General features: G+C 50.7%; 19 protein-coding genes and 1 riboswitch. All 19 genes read left to right on the forward strand.

What is annotated here, in order from left to right:
* Positions 1-10: 10 nt before the first annotated feature.
* The 19 genes from MHI42_RS32935 to ccsA all read left to right on the forward strand — a co-directional run bounded on the left by MHI42_RS32935 (position 11) and on the right by ccsA (position 17,782).
* Positions 11-811, forward strand: a complete 801-nt coding sequence (locus tag MHI42_RS32935) for a phage regulatory protein/antirepressor Ant (protein ID WP_342421925.1) — start codon at positions 11-13, stop codon at positions 809-811.
* On the forward strand, positions 811-1,086 hold the full coding sequence (locus MHI42_RS32940; RefSeq protein WP_342421926.1) for a hypothetical protein: 276 nt from the start codon (positions 811-813) through the stop codon (positions 1,084-1,086). The genes MHI42_RS32935 and MHI42_RS32940 overlap by 1 nt, the downstream gene beginning before the upstream one ends.
* Positions 1,087-1,353: 267 nt before the next feature.
* A riboswitch (FMN riboswitch) is annotated at positions 1,354-1,526 on the forward strand.
* Positions 1,527-1,749: 223 nt separating this feature from the next.
* Positions 1,750-2,850: a bifunctional diaminohydroxyphosphoribosylaminopyrimidine deaminase/5-amino-6-(5-phosphoribosylamino)uracil reductase RibD gene (gene ribD / locus MHI42_RS32945; protein WP_171716711.1), complete on the forward strand. Its 1,101-nt coding sequence runs from the start codon at positions 1,750-1,752 to the stop codon at positions 2,848-2,850.
* 125 nt (positions 2,851-2,975) lie between these two features.
* Positions 2,976-3,644, forward strand: coding sequence for a riboflavin synthase (gene ribE, locus MHI42_RS32950; RefSeq protein ID WP_171716710.1), 669 nt, complete (start codon positions 2,976-2,978; stop codon positions 3,642-3,644).
* Between the two features lie 60 nt (positions 3,645-3,704).
* Positions 3,705-4,958 (forward strand): bifunctional 3,4-dihydroxy-2-butanone-4-phosphate synthase/GTP cyclohydrolase II, encoded by a 1,254-nt coding sequence (locus tag MHI42_RS32955; protein WP_042215621.1) that lies wholly within the window; start codon positions 3,705-3,707, stop codon positions 4,956-4,958.
* Between the two features lie 42 nt (positions 4,959-5,000).
* Positions 5,001-5,468 carry a 6,7-dimethyl-8-ribityllumazine synthase gene (gene ribE, locus MHI42_RS32960; protein WP_036727378.1) on the forward strand — a complete coding sequence of 156 codons (468 nt, stop codon included), beginning with the start codon at positions 5,001-5,003 and terminating at the stop codon, positions 5,466-5,468.
* 133 nt (positions 5,469-5,601) lie between these two features.
* Entirely contained in the window at positions 5,602-6,393 is a 792-nt protein-coding gene (locus tag MHI42_RS32965) for a segregation/condensation protein A (protein ID WP_042138653.1), read from the forward strand.
* A complete protein-coding gene (gene scpB, locus MHI42_RS32970; protein ID WP_039301691.1) occupies positions 6,362-6,964 on the forward strand; it encodes an SMC-Scp complex subunit ScpB in 603 nt (200 codons plus the stop codon). The genes MHI42_RS32965 and scpB overlap by 32 nt, the downstream gene beginning before the upstream one ends.
* Before the next feature lie 184 nt (positions 6,965-7,148).
* Positions 7,149-7,844, forward strand: a complete 696-nt coding sequence (locus tag MHI42_RS32975) for a DUF2953 domain-containing protein (RefSeq protein ID WP_342421927.1) — start codon at positions 7,149-7,151, stop codon at positions 7,842-7,844.
* 82 nt (positions 7,845-7,926) lie between these two features.
* A complete protein-coding gene (ytfJ, locus tag MHI42_RS32980) occupies positions 7,927-8,415 on the forward strand; it encodes a GerW family sporulation protein (protein ID WP_342421928.1) in 489 nt (162 codons plus the stop codon).
* A 176-nt stretch (positions 8,416-8,591) separates the two neighbouring features.
* Complete coding sequence (locus tag MHI42_RS32985; RefSeq protein ID WP_342421929.1) at positions 8,592-9,830, forward strand: D-alanyl-D-alanine carboxypeptidase family protein; 1,239 nt, start codon at positions 8,592-8,594, stop codon at positions 9,828-9,830.
* Between the two features lie 818 nt (positions 9,831-10,648).
* On the forward strand, positions 10,649-11,320 hold the full coding sequence (locus tag MHI42_RS32990; protein ID WP_039301699.1) for a nucleoside recognition domain-containing protein: 672 nt from the start codon (positions 10,649-10,651) through the stop codon (positions 11,318-11,320).
* Positions 11,321-11,327: 7 nt separating this feature from the next.
* Entirely contained in the window at positions 11,328-11,861 is a 534-nt protein-coding gene (locus tag MHI42_RS32995) for a spore maturation protein (RefSeq protein ID WP_039301703.1), read from the forward strand.
* A gap of 65 nt (positions 11,862-11,926) precedes the next feature.
* The gene (locus MHI42_RS33000; protein ID WP_342421930.1) at positions 11,927-12,331 is read left to right on the forward strand and encodes a hypothetical protein; all 405 of its coding nucleotides are present in this window, start codon (positions 11,927-11,929) and stop codon (positions 12,329-12,331) included.
* Positions 12,332-13,077: 746 nt separating this feature from the next.
* Entirely contained in the window at positions 13,078-13,422 is a 345-nt protein-coding gene (locus MHI42_RS33005) for an N-acetylmuramoyl-L-alanine amidase (protein ID WP_039301711.1), read from the forward strand.
* 20 nt (positions 13,423-13,442) lie between these two features.
* On the forward strand, positions 13,443-14,201 hold the full coding sequence (locus MHI42_RS33010) for a pseudouridine synthase (protein ID WP_039301714.1): 759 nt from the start codon (positions 13,443-13,445) through the stop codon (positions 14,199-14,201).
* A gap of 112 nt (positions 14,202-14,313) precedes the next feature.
* Positions 14,314-14,838, forward strand: coding sequence for a thiol-disulfide oxidoreductase ResA (gene resA, locus MHI42_RS33015; RefSeq protein WP_042138648.1), 525 nt, complete (start codon positions 14,314-14,316; stop codon positions 14,836-14,838).
* The gene (locus tag MHI42_RS33020; RefSeq protein ID WP_076243354.1) at positions 14,835-16,523 is read left to right on the forward strand and encodes a cytochrome c biogenesis protein ResB; all 1,689 of its coding nucleotides are present in this window, start codon (positions 14,835-14,837) and stop codon (positions 16,521-16,523) included. Before resA ends, MHI42_RS33020 begins: the two co-directional genes overlap by 4 nt.
* The gene (gene ccsA, locus MHI42_RS33025) at positions 16,520-17,782 is read left to right on the forward strand and encodes a cytochrome c biogenesis protein CcsA (RefSeq protein WP_342421931.1); all 1,263 of its coding nucleotides are present in this window, start codon (positions 16,520-16,522) and stop codon (positions 17,780-17,782) included. Before MHI42_RS33020 ends, ccsA begins: the two co-directional genes overlap by 4 nt.
* Positions 17,783-17,836 lie beyond the last annotated feature (54 nt).

Raw genomic sequence — 17,836 nt, forward strand, 5'->3', positions numbered from 1 at the left:
GAAATGAATATTGGATAAAAAATTGCAGTTGGTGTTTGAAAAAAACGGAGAACTTAATACTAATAGCTTAATTTTAGGAGAAGAATTTGAGAAAGAACACGATGATGTTTTAAGAGATCTTCGCAAACAAATCTCTAAATTAATCGAGGCCGGAGAGGAAGAATTCTCACTCCTTAACTTTGCGGAGTCAGATTATATTAATGAACGAGGGAGAAAGTATAAGAAGATTGACATGACTGAAGACGGATTTGTGCTTGTGGCAATGTCCTACAATACACCGAAAGCGATGAAGGGGAAAGTGAGGATTATTCAGGAATTTAATCGCATGAAGCAAGAACTTCAAAACCGCAATACCAAACTCCTTCCCTCAAACTATAAGGAAGCTCTCCTGGCCCTTGTTGAACAGGTTGAACAGAATGAACGGTTACATACTGAGAAACTAATGCTTGAACAAGTTGTAGCAGAGAATAAACCTAAAATCACCTATTATGACACTATCCTCAGAACAAAGAACACAATAACTATTAAACAGATTGCTGTTGATTATGGTCTTACCGCTCAAAAGTTAAATAAAATCTTATATCAAAGGAAAGTTCAATATAAACAGAGTAAGCAATGGCTACTATACAAGGATCATCTTGGTAAAGGCTACACCCAATCTGAATCATTTGTGTATAAGGATCCTGAAGATAATGAGATGACTAAGTTAAGTACAAAGTGGACTCAAAAAGGTCGATTGTTTATTCATGGGATATTAGAAGAAATGGACATTAAGCCGTTGATGGATGAGGAAAATGGTGAGGCTGTTTAATGAGTGAAGTAAATACATATAGTACAGAAAGTACAAATACATATGGCAGTAGCGAAGATAAATTAAAAACGACTGTAATACATAGTTATGATGATTATCCATCAATACTTAATCCAGAAGATATCCAGCAAATTTTACGCATGGGTAGAAGAAAAACATATGAATTTCTCAATAATCCACCATTTCATGTAAAAAGAGTAGGAAAACTTATTAAGGTAAGCAAAGAAGTATTTATTAATTGGTTAGAGGGAAATGAAGATGAAAATCAAGTGTAGAATTACTGCACTTGATTTTTTTTATATATGGTGCTAACTTTAATTTATTAAGTGACCATTTTCTGCCTTTAGGGAAGTCCTTCCTTTTATAGCTTTTGGTAGGGAAAACAGTAGGAAACTAATAATAACACAGGGTAATCTAAGGAAAGTGAAGTCCAACACTTGAATTAACCTGAAAGCTGAAAAGCCTTGATAGTATTGGTTTTATGCACTAAAGGGAACAAAAGGTCATTGAATAGTACTAGGTGATTTTAATCAAATATCGTATCAATCCTTCAGGGCAGGGTGTAATTCCCTACCGGCGGTGATGCTGTTAGATTGGCTGTTTCTGGCCAGTTCTGCTGCTCAGTCCGCTACCCGATCCGTATGCTGGTGATACGGACGGTGGACCTGGTGCAATTCCGGGACCGACAGTATAGTCTGGATGGAAGAAGGAGAGATTGACGTGCTGTGCTTATATAGGCGGCCGTGCTGCAGTATTTTCGAACATTACGTGCGAATTTTCACAATGCCATAAGTCCGGCGTTTATTTACGCACCTATTTTTTGAGCTGCTGATACCTCTCGTATATCCCGTCTTGAACTCCTCCTGGAGATTGAGACGGGTTTTTCTGTTTAAACTGTGCACATTATGAATATAGCCGGCTGATTGGAGGGAAGTCATATGGATAAGATGAATGATGAGTTTTATATGTCTCTGGCGCTGGACATGGCGGAAAGGGCTCAAGGACAGACCGGAATCAATCCCGTGGTCGGATGTGTTGTTGTGAAGGATGGTGCCATGATCGGGATCGGCACGCATCTGCAGCGCGGCACCGGGCATGCCGAGGTTCATGCGCTTAATATGGCTGCTGGCAAGGCACAGGGAAGCACAGCGTATGTTACGCTGGAGCCCTGCAGCCATTATGGCATCACGCCTCCCTGCAGCCAGCGCCTAATTGATGAAGGGGTCGCAAGGGTTGTCGTTGCCTGTGAAGATCCTAATCCGCAGGTTGCAGGGCGCGGGGTTGAAATGCTGCGCGAGCAGGGCATTGAGGTTGAGGTAGGCCTGCTTCGGAGCCGCGCTATCCGGCTGAATGAGAAGTTTATCAAGTACATTCTGACGAAGCAGCCTTTCATTACGCTGAAGAGCGCCAGCACCTTGGACGGCAAAATTGCCACCCGTACAGGGGACAGCAAATGGATATCAAATGCTGAATCCCGGGAGCTAGTACATACCCTGCGCCATCGCCATCAGGGAATCATGGTCGGGGTGAATACGGTGATTGCCGATAACCCTTCGCTGACGACCAGGCTGAATGTGCCCGGGCTCAATCCAATCAGGATTATCATCGACTCTACACTGAGGCTGCCTCTGGAGAGCGCCGTTGTCACTGACGGACTGGCACCTACGGTGGTCGTTACTACTGAAGCGGGTGATCCGGCGCGGAAGGCAGCACTGCTCGCTGCGGGTGTTCAGGTTGTGGCCGCAGGCAGCGGACCGCGTGTCGATCTGCAGGCCGCGATGACAGCATTGGGCGGAATGGAGATTGGTTCGATCCTGCTCGAAGGCGGCGGTACGCTGAACGGTGCGATGCTGGAGCAGGGACTGGTTGACCGCGTGGTTCTCTTCTTCGCTCCGAAGATTGTCGGAGGCGGCGCCGCTGCTGCAGGTACCTTCGACTTTCCGGGTGTGGAACTGATGCGGGATGCCATTACGCTCGAAGGATTGGAAGTGGAAGTGCTCGGGGATAATGTCTGTATCAGCGGTACCCCGGCGCGCTAACAACGGATAAGAACAAGAAATCGGGTGGCGGGCAGCGGCGGAAGTCCAAATGCTCACCGCCGTGACGACTATGCTTCAAGCTCAAATCTTAAATGCGTCTTATATAGTTATGAAGGAGGGATAGTATGTTCACCGGCCTGATTGAAGAGGTGGGTATCCTCCGCAGCGTCACCAGCGGAGGGGAGATGATGGTGCTGAATATCGGCGCCTCCCTCATTATGGGGGATCTGAAGATTGGCGACAGCGTCTCCGTCAATGGGGTCTGCCTTACAGCCACATCCATAGGCGACCAATATTTCACGGTTGATGTGATGCCTCAGACCTACCGCAACAGCAATCTCAAAAACCTACGGACCGGGGGCAAAATGAACCTGGAGCGCGCGATGGCAGCCGGCGGACGGTTCGGCGGGCATATTGTCCAGGGTCATGTGGATGGAACCGGCGAGATCCGCAGCGTGAAGCGCGATCAGAATGCGGTTGTGTTCGAAATTGCGCCGGACCGCAAATCGCTGTTTAAGTACATCATCCCCAAAGGCTCCATTACGATTGACGGCATCAGCCTCACCGTAGTGGATACAGAGTCGTCCACGTTCACTGTCTCTATCATTCCCCACACCCTTGGAGAAACGGTGCTGGCCCATAAACGGCCGGGTGACAGTATCAATATCGAATGTGATGTGCTGGGCAAGTATGTGGATCATCTGCTGCATTATGGTTCACGTTCCGGCGATGAAGAAGATAAGAAGAGCTCGAAGATCAGCCACGATTTTCTGGCGGCCAACGGGTTTGTATAATTAAAGATTAGGCATACGGCAGCCGGCAAGGCAGCGTACAGCCATCAGGAGGACAGTAACATGAGCCAGCAAGACAAGAAGGACAGCGTCCTGGACCCGATTGAGGATGCGATTTATGATTTGATGCGCGGGAAGGTGATCATCGTTGTCGATGATGAGGACCGCGAGAATGAAGGGGACTTCATAGCCCTTGCCGAACGGGCAACCCCTGAAGTTATTAACTTCATGATTACCGAGGGACGCGGACTGGTCTGCGTGCCGATTACCGCGGAACGTGCAGAGGAACTGGATCTGCAGCCGATGGTGGCCCAGAATACCGATAACCACGGCACCGCTTTTACCGTATCGATTGACCACAAGGATACCACCACCGGTATTTCCGCCGGGGAAAGATCCATGACCATCAAGGCGATGCTGGACCCGAATGCGAAGCCTTCTGACTTCCGCAGACCGGGCCACATGTTCCCGCTGATCGCGAAGAAGGGCGGGGTATTGCGGCGTTCAGGCCATACGGAAGCCGCTGTAGATCTGGCCCGCATGTGCGGCGCCTATCCGGCGAGCGTCATCTGCGAAGTGGTGAAGGTTGACGGCACGATGGCCCGCCTGCCTGACCTGATTGAGATCGCGAAGAAACATGATCTCAAGCTGATCAGCATTAAAGACCTCATTCACTACCGTAATGAGAAGGAGCATCTGGTTACGCGCGAGGTTGCGGTGAATCTGCCGACTGATTTCGGTGATTTCCAGACGATTGCCTACACGAATGAAGTGGATGACAAAGAGCATGTTGCTCTGGTAAAAGGGGATATCTCCGGTGATGAGCCGGTGCTGGTACGTGTGCATTCCGAATGTCTGACCGGCGATGTATTCCATTCCCACCGCTGCGACTGCGGCCCGCAGTTTGAAGCGGCGCTGCGCCAGATTGAAGAAGCAGGCAGAGGGGTGCTGCTCTATATGCGCCAGGAAGGCCGGGGGATTGGACTGATCAACAAGCTGCGTGCTTACAAGCTGCAGGAAGAAGGACTGGATACGGTAGATGCCAACCTGAAGCTGGGCTTCGCGGCGGATCTGCGTGATTACGGCATCGGTGCACAGATTCTCAAGGACCTGGGCGTCCGCCAGATCAGACTGCTGACCAACAATCCGCGCAAGATCAAAGGGCTGGAAGGCTACGGCCTTGAAGTGGTGGAGCGCGTAGCCATCCAGATGCCGGAGAACAAGGACAACACTAAGTATCTTCATACGAAGCAGGCCAAGCTTGGCCATCTGCTGACTTTTGACAAGATCGAACAAAACGAGGATTCCAAAATTTAATTATAGAATCACTAACTTATACATGAAGGGTTGATGAGCATAATGCCGAATTATTTTGAAGGACATTTAGTATCTGAAGGATTGAAATACGGGGTTGTCGTAGGACGTTTCAACGAATTTATTACAAGCAAGCTGCTCTCCGGAGCGCTCGATGCCTTCAAACGCCATGGCGTAGCTGACGATGAAGTGGATGTTGCCTGGGTACCGGGAGTATTCGAAATTCCTCTGATCGCGCAAAAAATGGCCGAAAGCGGCAAGTATGATGCAGTAATCACTCTAGGTACGGTTATTCGCGGATCTACAACACACTATGATTATGTATGCAATGAAGTTGCCAAGGGCGTTGCGGCCATTAATCTCAAGACAGGCGTTCCGACGATCTTCGGCGTGGTGACGACCGAGAATATCGAACAGGCCATTGAGCGTTCCGGAACCAAAGCGGGCAATAAAGGCTGGGATGCGGCAACTGCTGCGATCGAAATGGCGAACCTGAACAAGCTGTTTAAATAACACCCCTCTTGACGAATCAGCGTAAGTCGTGCTTATTTATATGTATGAGAAGAAAGCATGATTATAGATCTTTCTACTTGTGTAGCGTCCGTGCGGCGCTGCACTTTACTTTTTTTGGGCTGGAGGAAACCGCGTGACTGTATTGTACAAGCTGGAGACGTTCGAAGGTCCGCTCGATCTGCTCTTGCATTTGATAGACAAAGCGGAAATCGACATCCAGGACATTCCGGTCAGCGAGATCACCGAGCAGTACATGGAATACCTGCAGGGGATGCAGGAGCTTGAGCTGGATATCACCAGCGAATTTCTGGTTATGGCTGCTACCCTCCTGTCGATCAAGAGCAAGCTGCTGCTGCCGAAGCCGCCGGTGATCGAAATCGAGGATTTCGATTATTACGAGGACGACGGTTATGATCCGCGGGCGGAGCTGGTACAGCGGCTGATTGAATACCGCAAATTCAAGAGCATTGCTGTGCAGCTGCTGGATATGGAGAGCGAGCGCAGCCTGATTTTCACGAAGGAGCCCGAGGATCTGGGCCCCTTTGTTCCTACGCAGACCGATAATACGCTGAAGGGACTGCACACCGCTGATTTGATTGCCGCGTTCCGTAAGGCGCTGAGCAAGGCGGCCCGGAGATCCTCTTATCAGCGGATTACCCGTGATGAGATTTCGGTGAAAGACCGGATTCGTGATGTGTCGGAAGCACTGCAGCGTAAAGGGATGGGCGGCAGACTGCGCTTTTCGTCGCTTTTGCATGATGAGATGGCCCGGCATGAGATTGTAGTAACCTTCCTGGCCATTCTGGAGCTGATGAAGATGAAGGCGATTTTCTGCTACCAGGAGAAATTATTTGACGATATTGTGATGGAGTGGAGAGGAGGAGAGGAAGTCAGTGGACTACAACACGCTGAAATCAATTATTGAAGGTTTGCTGTTTCTCTCAGGGGATGAAGGTTTATCTGTACGCCAGATTGCCGAGATTACCGAACAGCGGCCCGATCTGGCTACACGGGCGCTGGAGGATTTGAAAGACGATTACAGCTCGCAGGGCCGGGGCCTGCAGGTAGTGCAGATCGCCGGGAATTACCGTCTGGCGACACTGCCGGAGCATGCGCAATATTTCGAGCGTCTGGCGTATTCCCCTTCCAGATCATCCCTGTCCCAGGCAGCGCTGGAGACACTTGCTATTGTGGCTTACCGCCAGCCTATTACAAGAGTGGAGATCGAAGAAATCCGCGGGGTGAAGTCCGAGCGGGCCATTCATACGCTGGGGAATAAGGATCTGATTCATGAGGTGGGCCGGGCAGAGGCAGTCGGCCGTCCGATCCTATACGGAACGACCAAGTCCTTCCTGGACAGCTTTGGCCTGGCCAGCCTGAAGGAGCTTCCGGAGCCGTCGAGCTTCGACACCTCAGAGGGCCTGGAAGAAGAGACGCAGCTGCTGTTCAGCAAGCTGGACAGCCAAATGACCTTTGAAGAGGTAGAGACAGAATAAACGCAGCGGATACACGCTGTTCCAGCAATGCCGTTGTCCCCGCCGGGACAGCGGCATTTTTTTTTGGCGGCAGAATCTTTTGGAGATGTTTGCTGAAATGCCGAATTTTATCCAGCAGGATTTGCCATACTAAACCAGAGGCTCCACTATTCACATTACCTGAGGCTGCTTGGAGGTTACGATTGTGACGTTATGGCTTGTAATACCCTTATCCCTGCTGCTGTTGGTTATTCTGCTGTGCCTGCTGGTTCTGGCTTCATCGATTCATTTTCATTTCCGTCTATGCAGGCTGGGAAAGGATGACCGTATTGAATTTGATATCAAAGCTGTATACGGGCTGGTCAAATTCCATTATGAGCTGCCTGCGCTGGTTTTTGACAGCCTTGAACAAGGCATTAAGGTTAAGCTCGAAAAAAGCGGGATCGCCCCGGTGAAAATGGACAGCGACAAAGAAGAAAAAATCGACCGGGAATCCGTGACGGAATGGTTAAAGAACATCCGTACTGCACTCAAGGCAACCCGCGGTCTCAAAAAATGGCTGGTTGGCACGTTATCGCATGTCCGGATTACCAAGCTGGACTGGTCCACGGATTTCTCGCTGGGCGATGCTGCAGATACGGCAACCGCGGCTGGCGCTTTATGGGGCATGAAGTGGACCATGATCGGCTGGATGTCGCGTTTCGTCAGACTGCAGCGGAATCCGCGGATGTTCGTTGCCCCGGTGTTCCGGGACGACCCCTGTTTCTCAACGGAAGCGGTCTGCACAGGCAAGCTTTCTGCAGGCTATGCTTTTTATGCGGGACTGTTATTATTGCGGCGTGTATCGAAGGTGGAAGGCGGCCTTGGTAGATGGAAGAAACTGCTTAGCCGGGCCCAGTGATAAAAAGACTACATACTCCCTTCCATAGTGGGCAAGATAAGACTGCAGGTACACTTATATACACACGAGGAGGAGAAAAACAATGTCAGATCATCCTATTCAAGGTCTCATGCAGACGGCTATGGAAAATATCAAAGGCATGGTGGATGTAAATACCATTGTCGGAGATCCAGTAGAAACACCAGATGGCAGTATCATTCTGCCGATCAGTAAGGTCGCGTTCGGTTTTGCCGCAGGCGGCAGTGACTTCCGGGTGGAAGACGATGCTCCGGGCGTAAACGGCAGCGGGACCGGAGTCAAAATGCTTCCCTTCGGGGGCGGTAGCGGGGGCGGTGTATCCATACGGCCAATCGCTTTTCTGGTAGTGGGCAGGGATGGGGTACATATTGTGCCGCTTGACAATCAAACCCATCTGTTCGAGAAAATTATTGATGCCACACCAAACCTGATCGATAAAATCCAGAATATGTTCCAGCCGAACGGCATGCCGGTGGGAGCAGACGCAGCGGGTGCTACGGTGACCAAAACTGTAGTGAAAACGGAGCCGGCTACGCATACATCAGCACATTAACACACCGGCTGAAAGTGGCGGGATAAGAATAAGCGGGGGTATCGCCTTTCAAAGGTGATATCCCTTTTTTGACGGACAGAAGCGGATGGGACATACCAGTCCCCCGTACCGCATACACTTGTACAACCAGGCAAGACGGAAGAACCGCTGCCCTAGACCTGATAAGAAGCCGGAGGATGAACATGAAGACATTAACCCGAAAATCGTTGATTTCCTTAATATTGTGTTTACTGCTGCTTGCACTGGTGCCGTTGTCTTCTATCCGGGCTGAGAACAGCTCCATATCCACTCATGCCAGAGCGGCGGCGCTGATTGATGTGGAGTCGGGAAGACTTCTATACAGCAGCCGCGGGGATGAGCCGATGCTGATTGCCAGCTTGACCAAAATAATGACAGCACTAGTAGCGATAGAGAGCGGTGATTTGACCTCAAAGGTCAAGGTCGGCAAAAATGCTTTTGCCAAGGAAGGTTCTTCACTGTATCTGAAGCAGGGCGAAGAAATGACGCTCGAGGATATGCTGTATGGATTAATGCTGCGCTCGGGCAATGATGCGGCCACCGCAATTGCCGAGCATGTCGGAGGCTCCGAGCAGGGCTTCGTCTATCTGATGAATGCCAAGGCGGAGGCGCTTAACTTAACCCATACGCATTTTGCCAATCCGCACGGGCTCGATGCCGAAGGACACTACTCCAGCGCAAATGATCTGGCTGTATTGACTGCTTACGCGATGCATAACCCTGTGTTCAAGGAGATTGTAGCTACCAAAGAGAAGACGGCAGACAATCCGTATGAGAAATGGGATTACAAGTGGAGCAATAAAAATAAAATGCTGCGCCTCTACGAAGGGGCCGACGGTGTGAAGACGGGTTATACCAAAAAAGCGCTCCGCTGCCTGGTCAGCTCCGCTACCCGAAACGGCCAGCAGCTTGTCGCTGTTACGCTGAATGACGGCAATGACTGGAATGACCATTCGGCGCTGCTGGATTTTGGCTTCAACCACTATCCGCTCAAGACATTAGTGGAACGCGGAGAAACCGTCAGCGGCTACACCCTGGTGACCGGCAAGGATTTCGCCTATCCGCTCGGACAAGGGGAAGAGTCAAGGCTTGTTACCAAGCTGGTACTAAGCGAAGAGAAGAGTACCGCAGGAACAGAGGCGCGTGCCAGTGCCGGCACTAAGACCAGCGCCAACACCAGCAGCTTCGGGCTGAAGGGTGTAATTATAATGCAGCTCGGCGGCAAGGAAATCGGCCGGGTTCCGGTGTATACGCCAAGCCAGCTTCCGCCGGAAACATCACCCTATCAGAAGAAATACAGTCCTGCAGGAGGTACGGCTTATCCGGCGGACAACTGGCTGCAGGCATTCAGCAGCGCGCTGCGTGCCATGTTCCAGAGCGGCGAAGATCAGAGATAGTTGTACAATGTGCAATTAAAAACAGCGAAAAGGTAGGCTTACAACTTTTAACTGTATTCTGTACAACTAAATTTGCCCGAATCGCTGGAAATCATCTACAACTGGCAGTTTAATTGCACGAAATACAACTAAACGGATAATAGGTTGAGAATCAGACGTTTTAGTTGTACAAAGTGCAATTAAGCCTCCAGCATATACCGTAGTATGGTCACTGCAAGCCCTCCGCAAGCGATTTTATCAATAAGTTTCACTACTTTAAAGCTGACGCTAAACTAATGCTCAATTGGCGGTCAACTAGCATTCGACTTGCAGTCAACAAGCATTCACCTGGCCCTACATAGCGCTCGACTAGCATTCACCTAACACCTAAATAGCGCTCACCTAGCACTCAACTAGCGCTCAACTAGTACTCAAGTAGCACTCACTTAGCATTCAACAAGCTCCGTAGTCAGAACTTCTTATCGTATCTTGCTCATGCCGTGAGGGGCATTAGGTGGAGAAAAGGCATCTGTTAATGCGGAAAGCTGAATATTCGAAGACGTAGTTGGATAAACAACATCTAGTTTCTTTTAAATGGCGGAACACTAGGGTATGGGCAGAATTAAGCAGCGAATAACCATCCAAAATCCATAAAACTGCTGAAATCCGGAGAATAAGTAACATAAATCCCAATATTCCATCCGCGAAATATATCGTTTAGTAAGAAGTCATACTCAGACAGTAGCATCTGTACAGGTATACTTTAAGCAGCATTTCAAAGTGGGCTATGCAGAGGACTAGGGCAGGTAAGAAGAAATAGAGCGGAGGAGGGGATAAGCATGTTAAATGGTATCTGGCTGGGGATGATCCTGATCGGGTTTGTATTTGCGGCGGTAAACGGACGGATGAACGAATTCACAGCTGCCGTGTTTGACGGTGCCAAAAGCGGGGTCACCGTAAGCTTCGGGCTGATCAGTGTGCTGGTGTTCTGGCTGGGGATTATGCGGATTGCGGAGGATGCAGACCTGCTGAAAAAGATCTCCAGAGTATTGGGACCGGTAGTATCGTTTCTGTTTCCTGATGTGCCCAAAGGCCATCCAGCGATCGGTTACATCCTCTCCAATATGAGCGCTAACCTGCTGGGACTCGGAAATGCCGCTACACCCATGGGCATTAAGGCAATGCAGGAGCTGCAGACACTCAACCCGGATAAGGAAACCGCAACGCCAGCCATGTGTACCCTGCTTGCACTGAACACTGCCAGTATCACGCTGATTCCGGCAACCCTGATTGCGATCCGGCTGAATTACGGATCGGCTGACCCGGCGGCAATCGTCGGCACCACGCTGGCGGCGACGGCGGTGGCTACTCTTGCCGCCATTGCTGCGGACAGGCTGTGCCGCCGCCTGACACTGCTGCGCAGGCCGCCCGGACCGCCGCCTGCGATAAGGTCCGGCACCGCTGCAGCGAAAGGGAGCGCTACGCTCCCGCATTCTTCAGTGAAAGGGTGAGCCTTCCGTGTTCCAGTTAATCAGTCTAATATCCGCCTGGGCAATTCCGGTAATGGTCACCTTTATTCCGCTGTATGCTTTCTCCCGCAAGGTTCCGGTCTACGAATCTTTCGTGGAGGGTGCGAAAGACGGATTCGGCACAGCTATTGCGATTATCCCCCATCTGGTCGGCATGCTGGTGGCGATCAGTGTCTTCCGCGCTTCGGGTGCGCTGGACTTCCTGATGGGCTTTGTAAGCCCTCTTGTGCAAAGCCTTGGGATTCCTGCTGAAGTGCTCCCGCTCGGTCTCCTGCGCCCTCTGACGGGCACTGGATCACTTGCCTATACTACAGATCTGATCCGGGTCCACGGCCCGGACTCATTGATAGGCATGATTGCTTCTACTATACAGGGCAGCACGGATACAACCTTATATGTGCTGACTGTTTATTTCGGCGCTGTAGGGATCCGCAACGGCCGTTATGCCCTTAAGGTGGGCTTGTTCTCGGATGTCGTCGGCTTTATCGCTGCTATTGCGGTTTGTCTGCTGGTATTCGGGTAAGAGAGGGGGGATGAATTTGTTTTTCTTCATTTGATCCGGCATGCGGCTGACGTTATACGGGAGGAGTGGAAGCGGGAGCAGGACCGGAAAGATCTGGCTCGCAAACTGCTGATTTTATGTGGGGGGTTATCCTGCTTCTCCTGATTGATTTCCTGGTGCTGAATGTAGGCCGGGAACACGCAGGAAGTGGCGTCCTGCAATACAATGCAGTGCTTGGGGTCATCGTGTTCTCTGGATTCTTAGCGCATTTTGCCCAAAGGAAGATTCTGGCTGCATTCATGGGATGCTTATACATATATGATCTGATTATGTTTAATTACGCAGCTGACATTACCGGTAATGGTCTGGATGATTTCGGACTGGGCTTAAACAGCATGTTCATTTCATTCAGGAATCTGATTGTTGTCGGTGCGGCACTTTTATTAGACCGAGCTGTTCCGCTGGAAGAGCCGGACGATAGGATATTTTAGTGAATGGGCACTGCTGTACATTGATGGCCAGTACATACCCCTTTTACTGTATCTGCTCCATTTCGGGACAAGTGTTTTTGAGACAGCGTGGAATTTGGACCGCTGCGTCCTGATCCTTGCCTGCAACGTAAGACTATTCCAATTAGCACCCGAACCCCCGCTGACCACCGGATACATGTAAAATGTTGTATGGATTACAACTCGCATCCGTTAAAAAGCCGCTGTGCGGGAGGATTGTTGTATGTAGTACAAGAATTTTTTCGTTTTTCTCCTAAAAGGAGGGGAAATGATGCCTTTTATACAACAATCTTCGATTAATGCCGATATCTCGAAGGAAATGTTGTATTTCGTGCAGGATTTAGACTGCGAGATAATGGTACGGGTACCGCAGCCACCGCTTGCCACTACAGTCCTCACCTACCACCAAGGGGTGAGGACTGTTTGTCTTAATCTGTTCAGGGGTGGCTTGGCGCTGGCGGAGTAACCGAGAGGAAGTTTGGAACTGGAGGAGCGTCAGCGACCCCCTTTAAAGTTGGATTTCAACTGCTGTATGGCAGTAGAATCAAGGAAATCCAACTTTAACAGCGGCCGGAAGTCCAAACATTCCCCGGAGTTACGATTAGCCCGCGCCCGATCTGTGCCTTCACACCACGCCACGAGCCCCAAAGATTTTAACAACCGGCCATCACCCCGCACCTCCCCACTTCATATGCTATTTCAGCAATACGGAGGGAGGCCGACAAGGGATGGAATACAAAGGCTTTATTCTTCATCATTCCCGCTGTCCGTCCATTAACGGCAAGGGGTTTGACTTCTGGGTCGGGCTGGAAGGGGGGATCTACGCTGCGCCGCTGCTGACAGATCCCGAACATATTCATATCTGCCTGGAAGGCAACTACGGTGAAGCGGATGAGCTTCCCGGCTTGCCGGAACGCCAGCAGCAGCTATTTGCGGCAGGTAAACTCATTTTGGAGCTGGCAGGGCGCTATCAAATTGCGCCATTACTCGTTGAACCGCATAGCAAAACTTGTCCGGGAGCATTTTTTCCATGGAATGATCTTGTGATTTATCCCTCTGATGGTTATCATTAACCTGAGGTGAGTAGTCGAAAATGGAAAGATTACAGAAAATTTTGGCGCAAGCAGGTGTTGCGTCCAGACGCAAATGTGAAGAAATGATTTTGGCCGGTAAAGTGGAAGTCAACGGGGAACTCGTAACTACGCTTGGCACGAAGGTGGACCCCGCAACAGATATTATTAAGGTCTCCGGTAGACTGATCCGGGGCGAGAACAAAATCTACATCATGTTCAATAAGCCCAAGGGCGTAATTACAAGCGCATCCGATGACAAGGGCCGCAAGGTGGTAACCGATTACCTGAAAGGCATTACAGAGCGCGTATACCCTGTAGGCCGTCTGGATTATGATACGGAAGGGCTGCTGCTGCTGACGAATGACGGTGAGTTTGCCAATCTGCTCACGCATCCGAAGCATCATGTGCCGAAGACGTATCTGGCGACGGTCAAGGGTGTGCCGCACGGCACGGCGCTGGACAAGCTGAAGGCTGGAATTAAGCTGGAAGACGGCATGACGGCTCCGGCGGAAGTTGAATACAAGGACGTTGATGAAGCGAATAAAGAAACGGTCATCAGCATTACCATTCATGAAGGCCGCAACCGTCAGGTACGGCGGATGTTTGAGGCAATTGCCCATCCGGTGATCCGCCTAAAACGGATTTCGTTCGGAGATATCCTGCTCCAGAATCTCAAACGCGGTTCCTACCGTCATTTGACCAAGGATGAAATCAATCATCTGCAGCAAATAGCCAAGGCTGGGGCGCTAAGAGAGAATACGACACGCAAAGACACATAAAGTTCACAATTCCCCCTCCTAAAACTGTGACAATATTCGTTATAATGTTCATAGGATGTTCACACCTAACAACTAAAGTAATGAGTTGCGTCACAGAAGGGGGCACCCTCGTATGGGCAAAGCCAGAAAGCCAATACAAATCGTGATACTATTTCTAATCCTTCTGCTCGGGGGTTATGCAATCGGTTCCTCCGTGTTCGGAGGGGATGGCAAACCCACGGAAGGCGGGAGAGCGCCGGACTTTGAACTGCTTGGGCTGGACGGCGTGACCCATACGCTGGAGGAGTACAAAGGGAAGTCGGTTGTGCTTAACTTCTGGGGCTCCTGGTGCGCTCCATGTGTGAAGGAGATGCCTGCCCTGCAGGCACAGTGGGAGAAGTGGAAAGACCAGGGCGTAGTGGTCGTAGGCGTTAATGTAGGCGAGGATCAGATGACAGTGGACAATTTCGTGAAGCTCGTGGATATTGATTTCCCGGTTGTGATGGATACGGGGCGTGATGCCGTCCGCAGTTACGGGGTTTCCCCGCTGCCTACCACCTTCTTCATTAATACGAAGGGCAAGGTAGACAGCATTCATATCGGCCAGCTGGATTTGAGCTCGCTTGACGAGCAAATCGGGAAGCTGGTGGGAGAATGAAGGAGCACATGCCGCTGATCAGCAATACCAAATGCGAATGCGGTCACCAGAATCCTGTGGGCACTGTTCTCTGCGAAGCCTGCGGCAAGCCGCTGGATGAGAAGGAATGGAACTCTTCCGAGAATCTGGAGATGCGTTACGATGGGGTAGCCCGCCGTTCACAGCGTGTAGGTCCCGGAGTGATCGACAGGGTCTGGAACTTTTTTTCCTCGGTCAAAATCGCCATCTATCTGATTGTGCTGACACTGCTGGGCGCTATGCTGGGTACGATTTTTCCGCAAGAGAGCACTTTTCTGAATATTGACGCTTCAACATATTATCAAGAAACGTACGGAACAGCCGGGAATATATATTATAGACTCGGCCTTTCGCATACCTATGAATCCTGGTGGTTTGTGACGCTGCTCGTAATGATCGGAGCTTCTCTGGTCATCTGCAGCCTGGACCGTGTGCTTCCGCTGTACAAGGCATTAACCCGGCAAAAGATCCGCAAGCACCGCCAGTTTCTGACCCGTCAGAAGCTGACGCTCGTCACGCAAGTGGAAGAGGAGCCGGAGGTGTGGGTGGCGCGCATCGTCCAGCCGCTCAGGAAGAAAGGTTACCGCGTCCGGACGGAGGGCGGCGCTTTATTGGCCGAGAAACACCGTTTCAGCCGCTGGGGACCTTATGTAATACATATCGGCCTGATTATTTTTTTGCTCGCCGTGCTGGCGAGAGGACTTCCGGGGCTGAATATGGACCAGCATCTTGCTTTTCCGCAAGGGGAGACCGTCAAAATACCGGACACCAGCCTCTATCTTAAGAATGAGAAGTTCACCGTAGAATTCTATACGGAAGAAGAGATGCCTGAGGAGTTCCGCGGAATCAAGGTGCTTCCCAAGCTCTACGAGACCCGGGCGGTTCTCTATGAATGTACTGCCGATTGCACGGACCCGTCTAAGGAGCCTCAGCTTACGGAAGTGGCCCGGCATGACATTCAGGTGAATTCACCGCTCAGCTACCAAGGATTGAAAGCGTATCAGTTTGATTATGACCTGACTCCTGTGCTGCGTTCTGTGCAGCCCGGGCTGACGAATTCGTCCACTGGCGAGATTTACGGCAAGTTTGAACTGGATATGAAGAATCCGCAGCGCAGCTTCCAGGCAGGTCCATATACGCTGGAGCTGAAAGAGAAATATATGGATTTCGGACTGAGCGATGAAGGCCAGCCGGTGTCCAAATCGCCTTATCCGAATGCCCCTGCATTCCTCTTCCTTATTAAAGGGCCGGAGCTTCCGGCGGGGGGACAGCAGTATTTCTATTTTCCGAAGCAGATTGACAAGGAGCAATTCCAGCAGTCAGCCATCAACGACAAGCTTGGCGGCAGCGGGCGGTTTCTGGAGCTTGAGGTCGGCAGCATGAGTGACGTTGACTTCTCGGAATCCACCACTTATCTCAATGTGCGGGTCGACCGGGCAATGCCATTTGTCTGGGTTGGCGCGGGTATTATCATGCTGGGGCTGATCCTCGGCTTCTACTGGCAGCATAGACGCATCTGGTTGACCGTCGACGGCGGGGAACTGGTGCTGGGAGGCCATACGAACAAGAACTGGTTCGGCTTCCGCCGCGAGATCGTTTCTATTCTCCAGAAGATAGACATGACAGTCGATGAAAAATCATTGGACAACGGAGGAGGCCTGGCATGAGCTTGCTCGATTTCAGCAGTGACGTCTTTATTGCCGCATTCTTTTTATACAGCGGAGCATTCATGTTGTTCACCATCGCCATTATGGGGCGCAGATGGTCCGGCAGGAAGCCGGAGGAGCATACCGCACGCTGGGGGAAGATTTCTTTTATCGCCTCCTCGCTCGGGCTGCTGTGCCATCTGGCATACTTCATTACACGCTGGATGGGATCGGGTCATATTCCGGTAAGTAACATGTATGAGTTCATGACTTTTTTATCGATGATGGTAATGGTTGCATTTACGGTGATCTTCGCGATTTACCGCAAAATTATTCTCGGTGTCTTCGCGGTTCCGATCTCGATTATTGTGATGGCGTATGCAGCGGTATTTCCGCAGGAAGTACAGCCGCTGATCCCCTCGCTGAAATCCATCTACCTGAACATTCATGTTACGCTGGCAGCACTGGGGGAATCGTTCTTCGCTGTAGGCTTTGCCGCCGGGCTGATGTATCTCCTGCGGACGGTCGATTTCAGCAGCAAGGAACGCAGTGACCGCAAGCAGCAGAGACTTGTCGAATTTACTCTGTTCTCAATCATTGTTATAATTGGTTTTCTTGGATCTGTATTTGCCTTCCGCGGTGCCGGCTATGAATCTGTTTTTGTCCGCACTAACGTTACGATTGACAGCCCCGGGCAGGGAGATAGTACAATAGAGAAAGTGAGTTATAAAATGCCGCCGATTGTGGCACCTTACCATAGCGAAATTGAGAGCTTCCAGTCGTTTCTTGGCATAAAAGAACCGCTCTTCGAAGCTCCATCCTGGATGAATGGTGTCAATGCCGGGCGCAAGTTCAATACCGTTATCTGGTCACTGCTGTCCGGGCTGATTCTATATGGAATTCTCCGCCTGGCTGTCCGCAAACCGCTGGGTAAGGCGATTCATCCGGTACTCGACGGAATTGATGAGAATGACCTTGATGAAATAACGTACAGGGCGATCGCCATCGGTTTCCCGATCTTTACACTGGGGGCTTTGATTTTTGCAATGATATGGGCTCAAGTGGCCTGGGGCAGGTTCTGGGGATGGGACCCTAAGGAAGTGTGGGCACTCGTCACCTGGTTGTTCTACAGTGCTTATCTCCATTTGCGGTTGGCCCGCGGATGGCAGGGACGCAAGTCCGCTTGGCTCGCTGTACTCGGCTTTCTGATCGTAATGTTTACCCTGGTTGGCGTTAATCTTGTGATCGCCGGACTTCACTCTTATGCGGGGACAGACTGAGTAGACTATATTCTCTGGCACGCACAAGATTTAGGGTAACGTTCTACTGTATTT

Origin of the sequence: Paenibacillus sp. FSL E2-0178 (genome assembly GCF_038593005.1) — a bacterium.
GTDB lineage: Bacteria > Bacillota > Bacilli > Paenibacillales > Paenibacillaceae > Paenibacillus_AQ > Paenibacillus_AQ phytohabitans.

Coding starts and splice junctions, on each gene's coding strand:
- MHI42_RS32940 (WP_342421926.1), top strand. CDS start 811: ATGAGTGAAGTAAATACATATAGTACAGAAAGTACAAATACATATGGC.
- ribD (WP_171716711.1), top strand. CDS start 1,750: ATGGATAAGATGAATGATGAGTTTTATATGTCTCTGGCGCTGGACATG.
- ribE (WP_171716710.1), top strand. CDS start 2,976: ATGTTCACCGGCCTGATTGAAGAGGTGGGTATCCTCCGCAGCGTCACC.
- MHI42_RS32955 (WP_042215621.1), top strand. CDS start 3,705: ATGAGCCAGCAAGACAAGAAGGACAGCGTCCTGGACCCGATTGAGGAT.
- ribE (WP_036727378.1), top strand. CDS start 5,001: ATGCCGAATTATTTTGAAGGACATTTAGTATCTGAAGGATTGAAATAC.
- ytfJ (WP_342421928.1), top strand. CDS start 7,927: ATGTCAGATCATCCTATTCAAGGTCTCATGCAGACGGCTATGGAAAAT.
- MHI42_RS32985 (WP_342421929.1), top strand. CDS start 8,592: ATGAACATGAAGACATTAACCCGAAAATCGTTGATTTCCTTAATATTG.
- MHI42_RS32990 (WP_039301699.1), top strand. CDS start 10,649: ATGTTAAATGGTATCTGGCTGGGGATGATCCTGATCGGGTTTGTATTT.
- MHI42_RS33005 (WP_039301711.1), top strand. CDS start 13,078: ATGGAATACAAAGGCTTTATTCTTCATCATTCCCGCTGTCCGTCCATT.
- MHI42_RS33010 (WP_039301714.1), top strand. CDS start 13,443: ATGGAAAGATTACAGAAAATTTTGGCGCAAGCAGGTGTTGCGTCCAGA.
- resA (WP_042138648.1), top strand. CDS start 14,314: ATGGGCAAAGCCAGAAAGCCAATACAAATCGTGATACTATTTCTAATC.
- MHI42_RS33020 (WP_076243354.1), top strand. CDS start 14,835: ATGAAGGAGCACATGCCGCTGATCAGCAATACCAAATGCGAATGCGGT.
- ccsA (WP_342421931.1), top strand. CDS start 16,520: ATGAGCTTGCTCGATTTCAGCAGTGACGTCTTTATTGCCGCATTCTTT.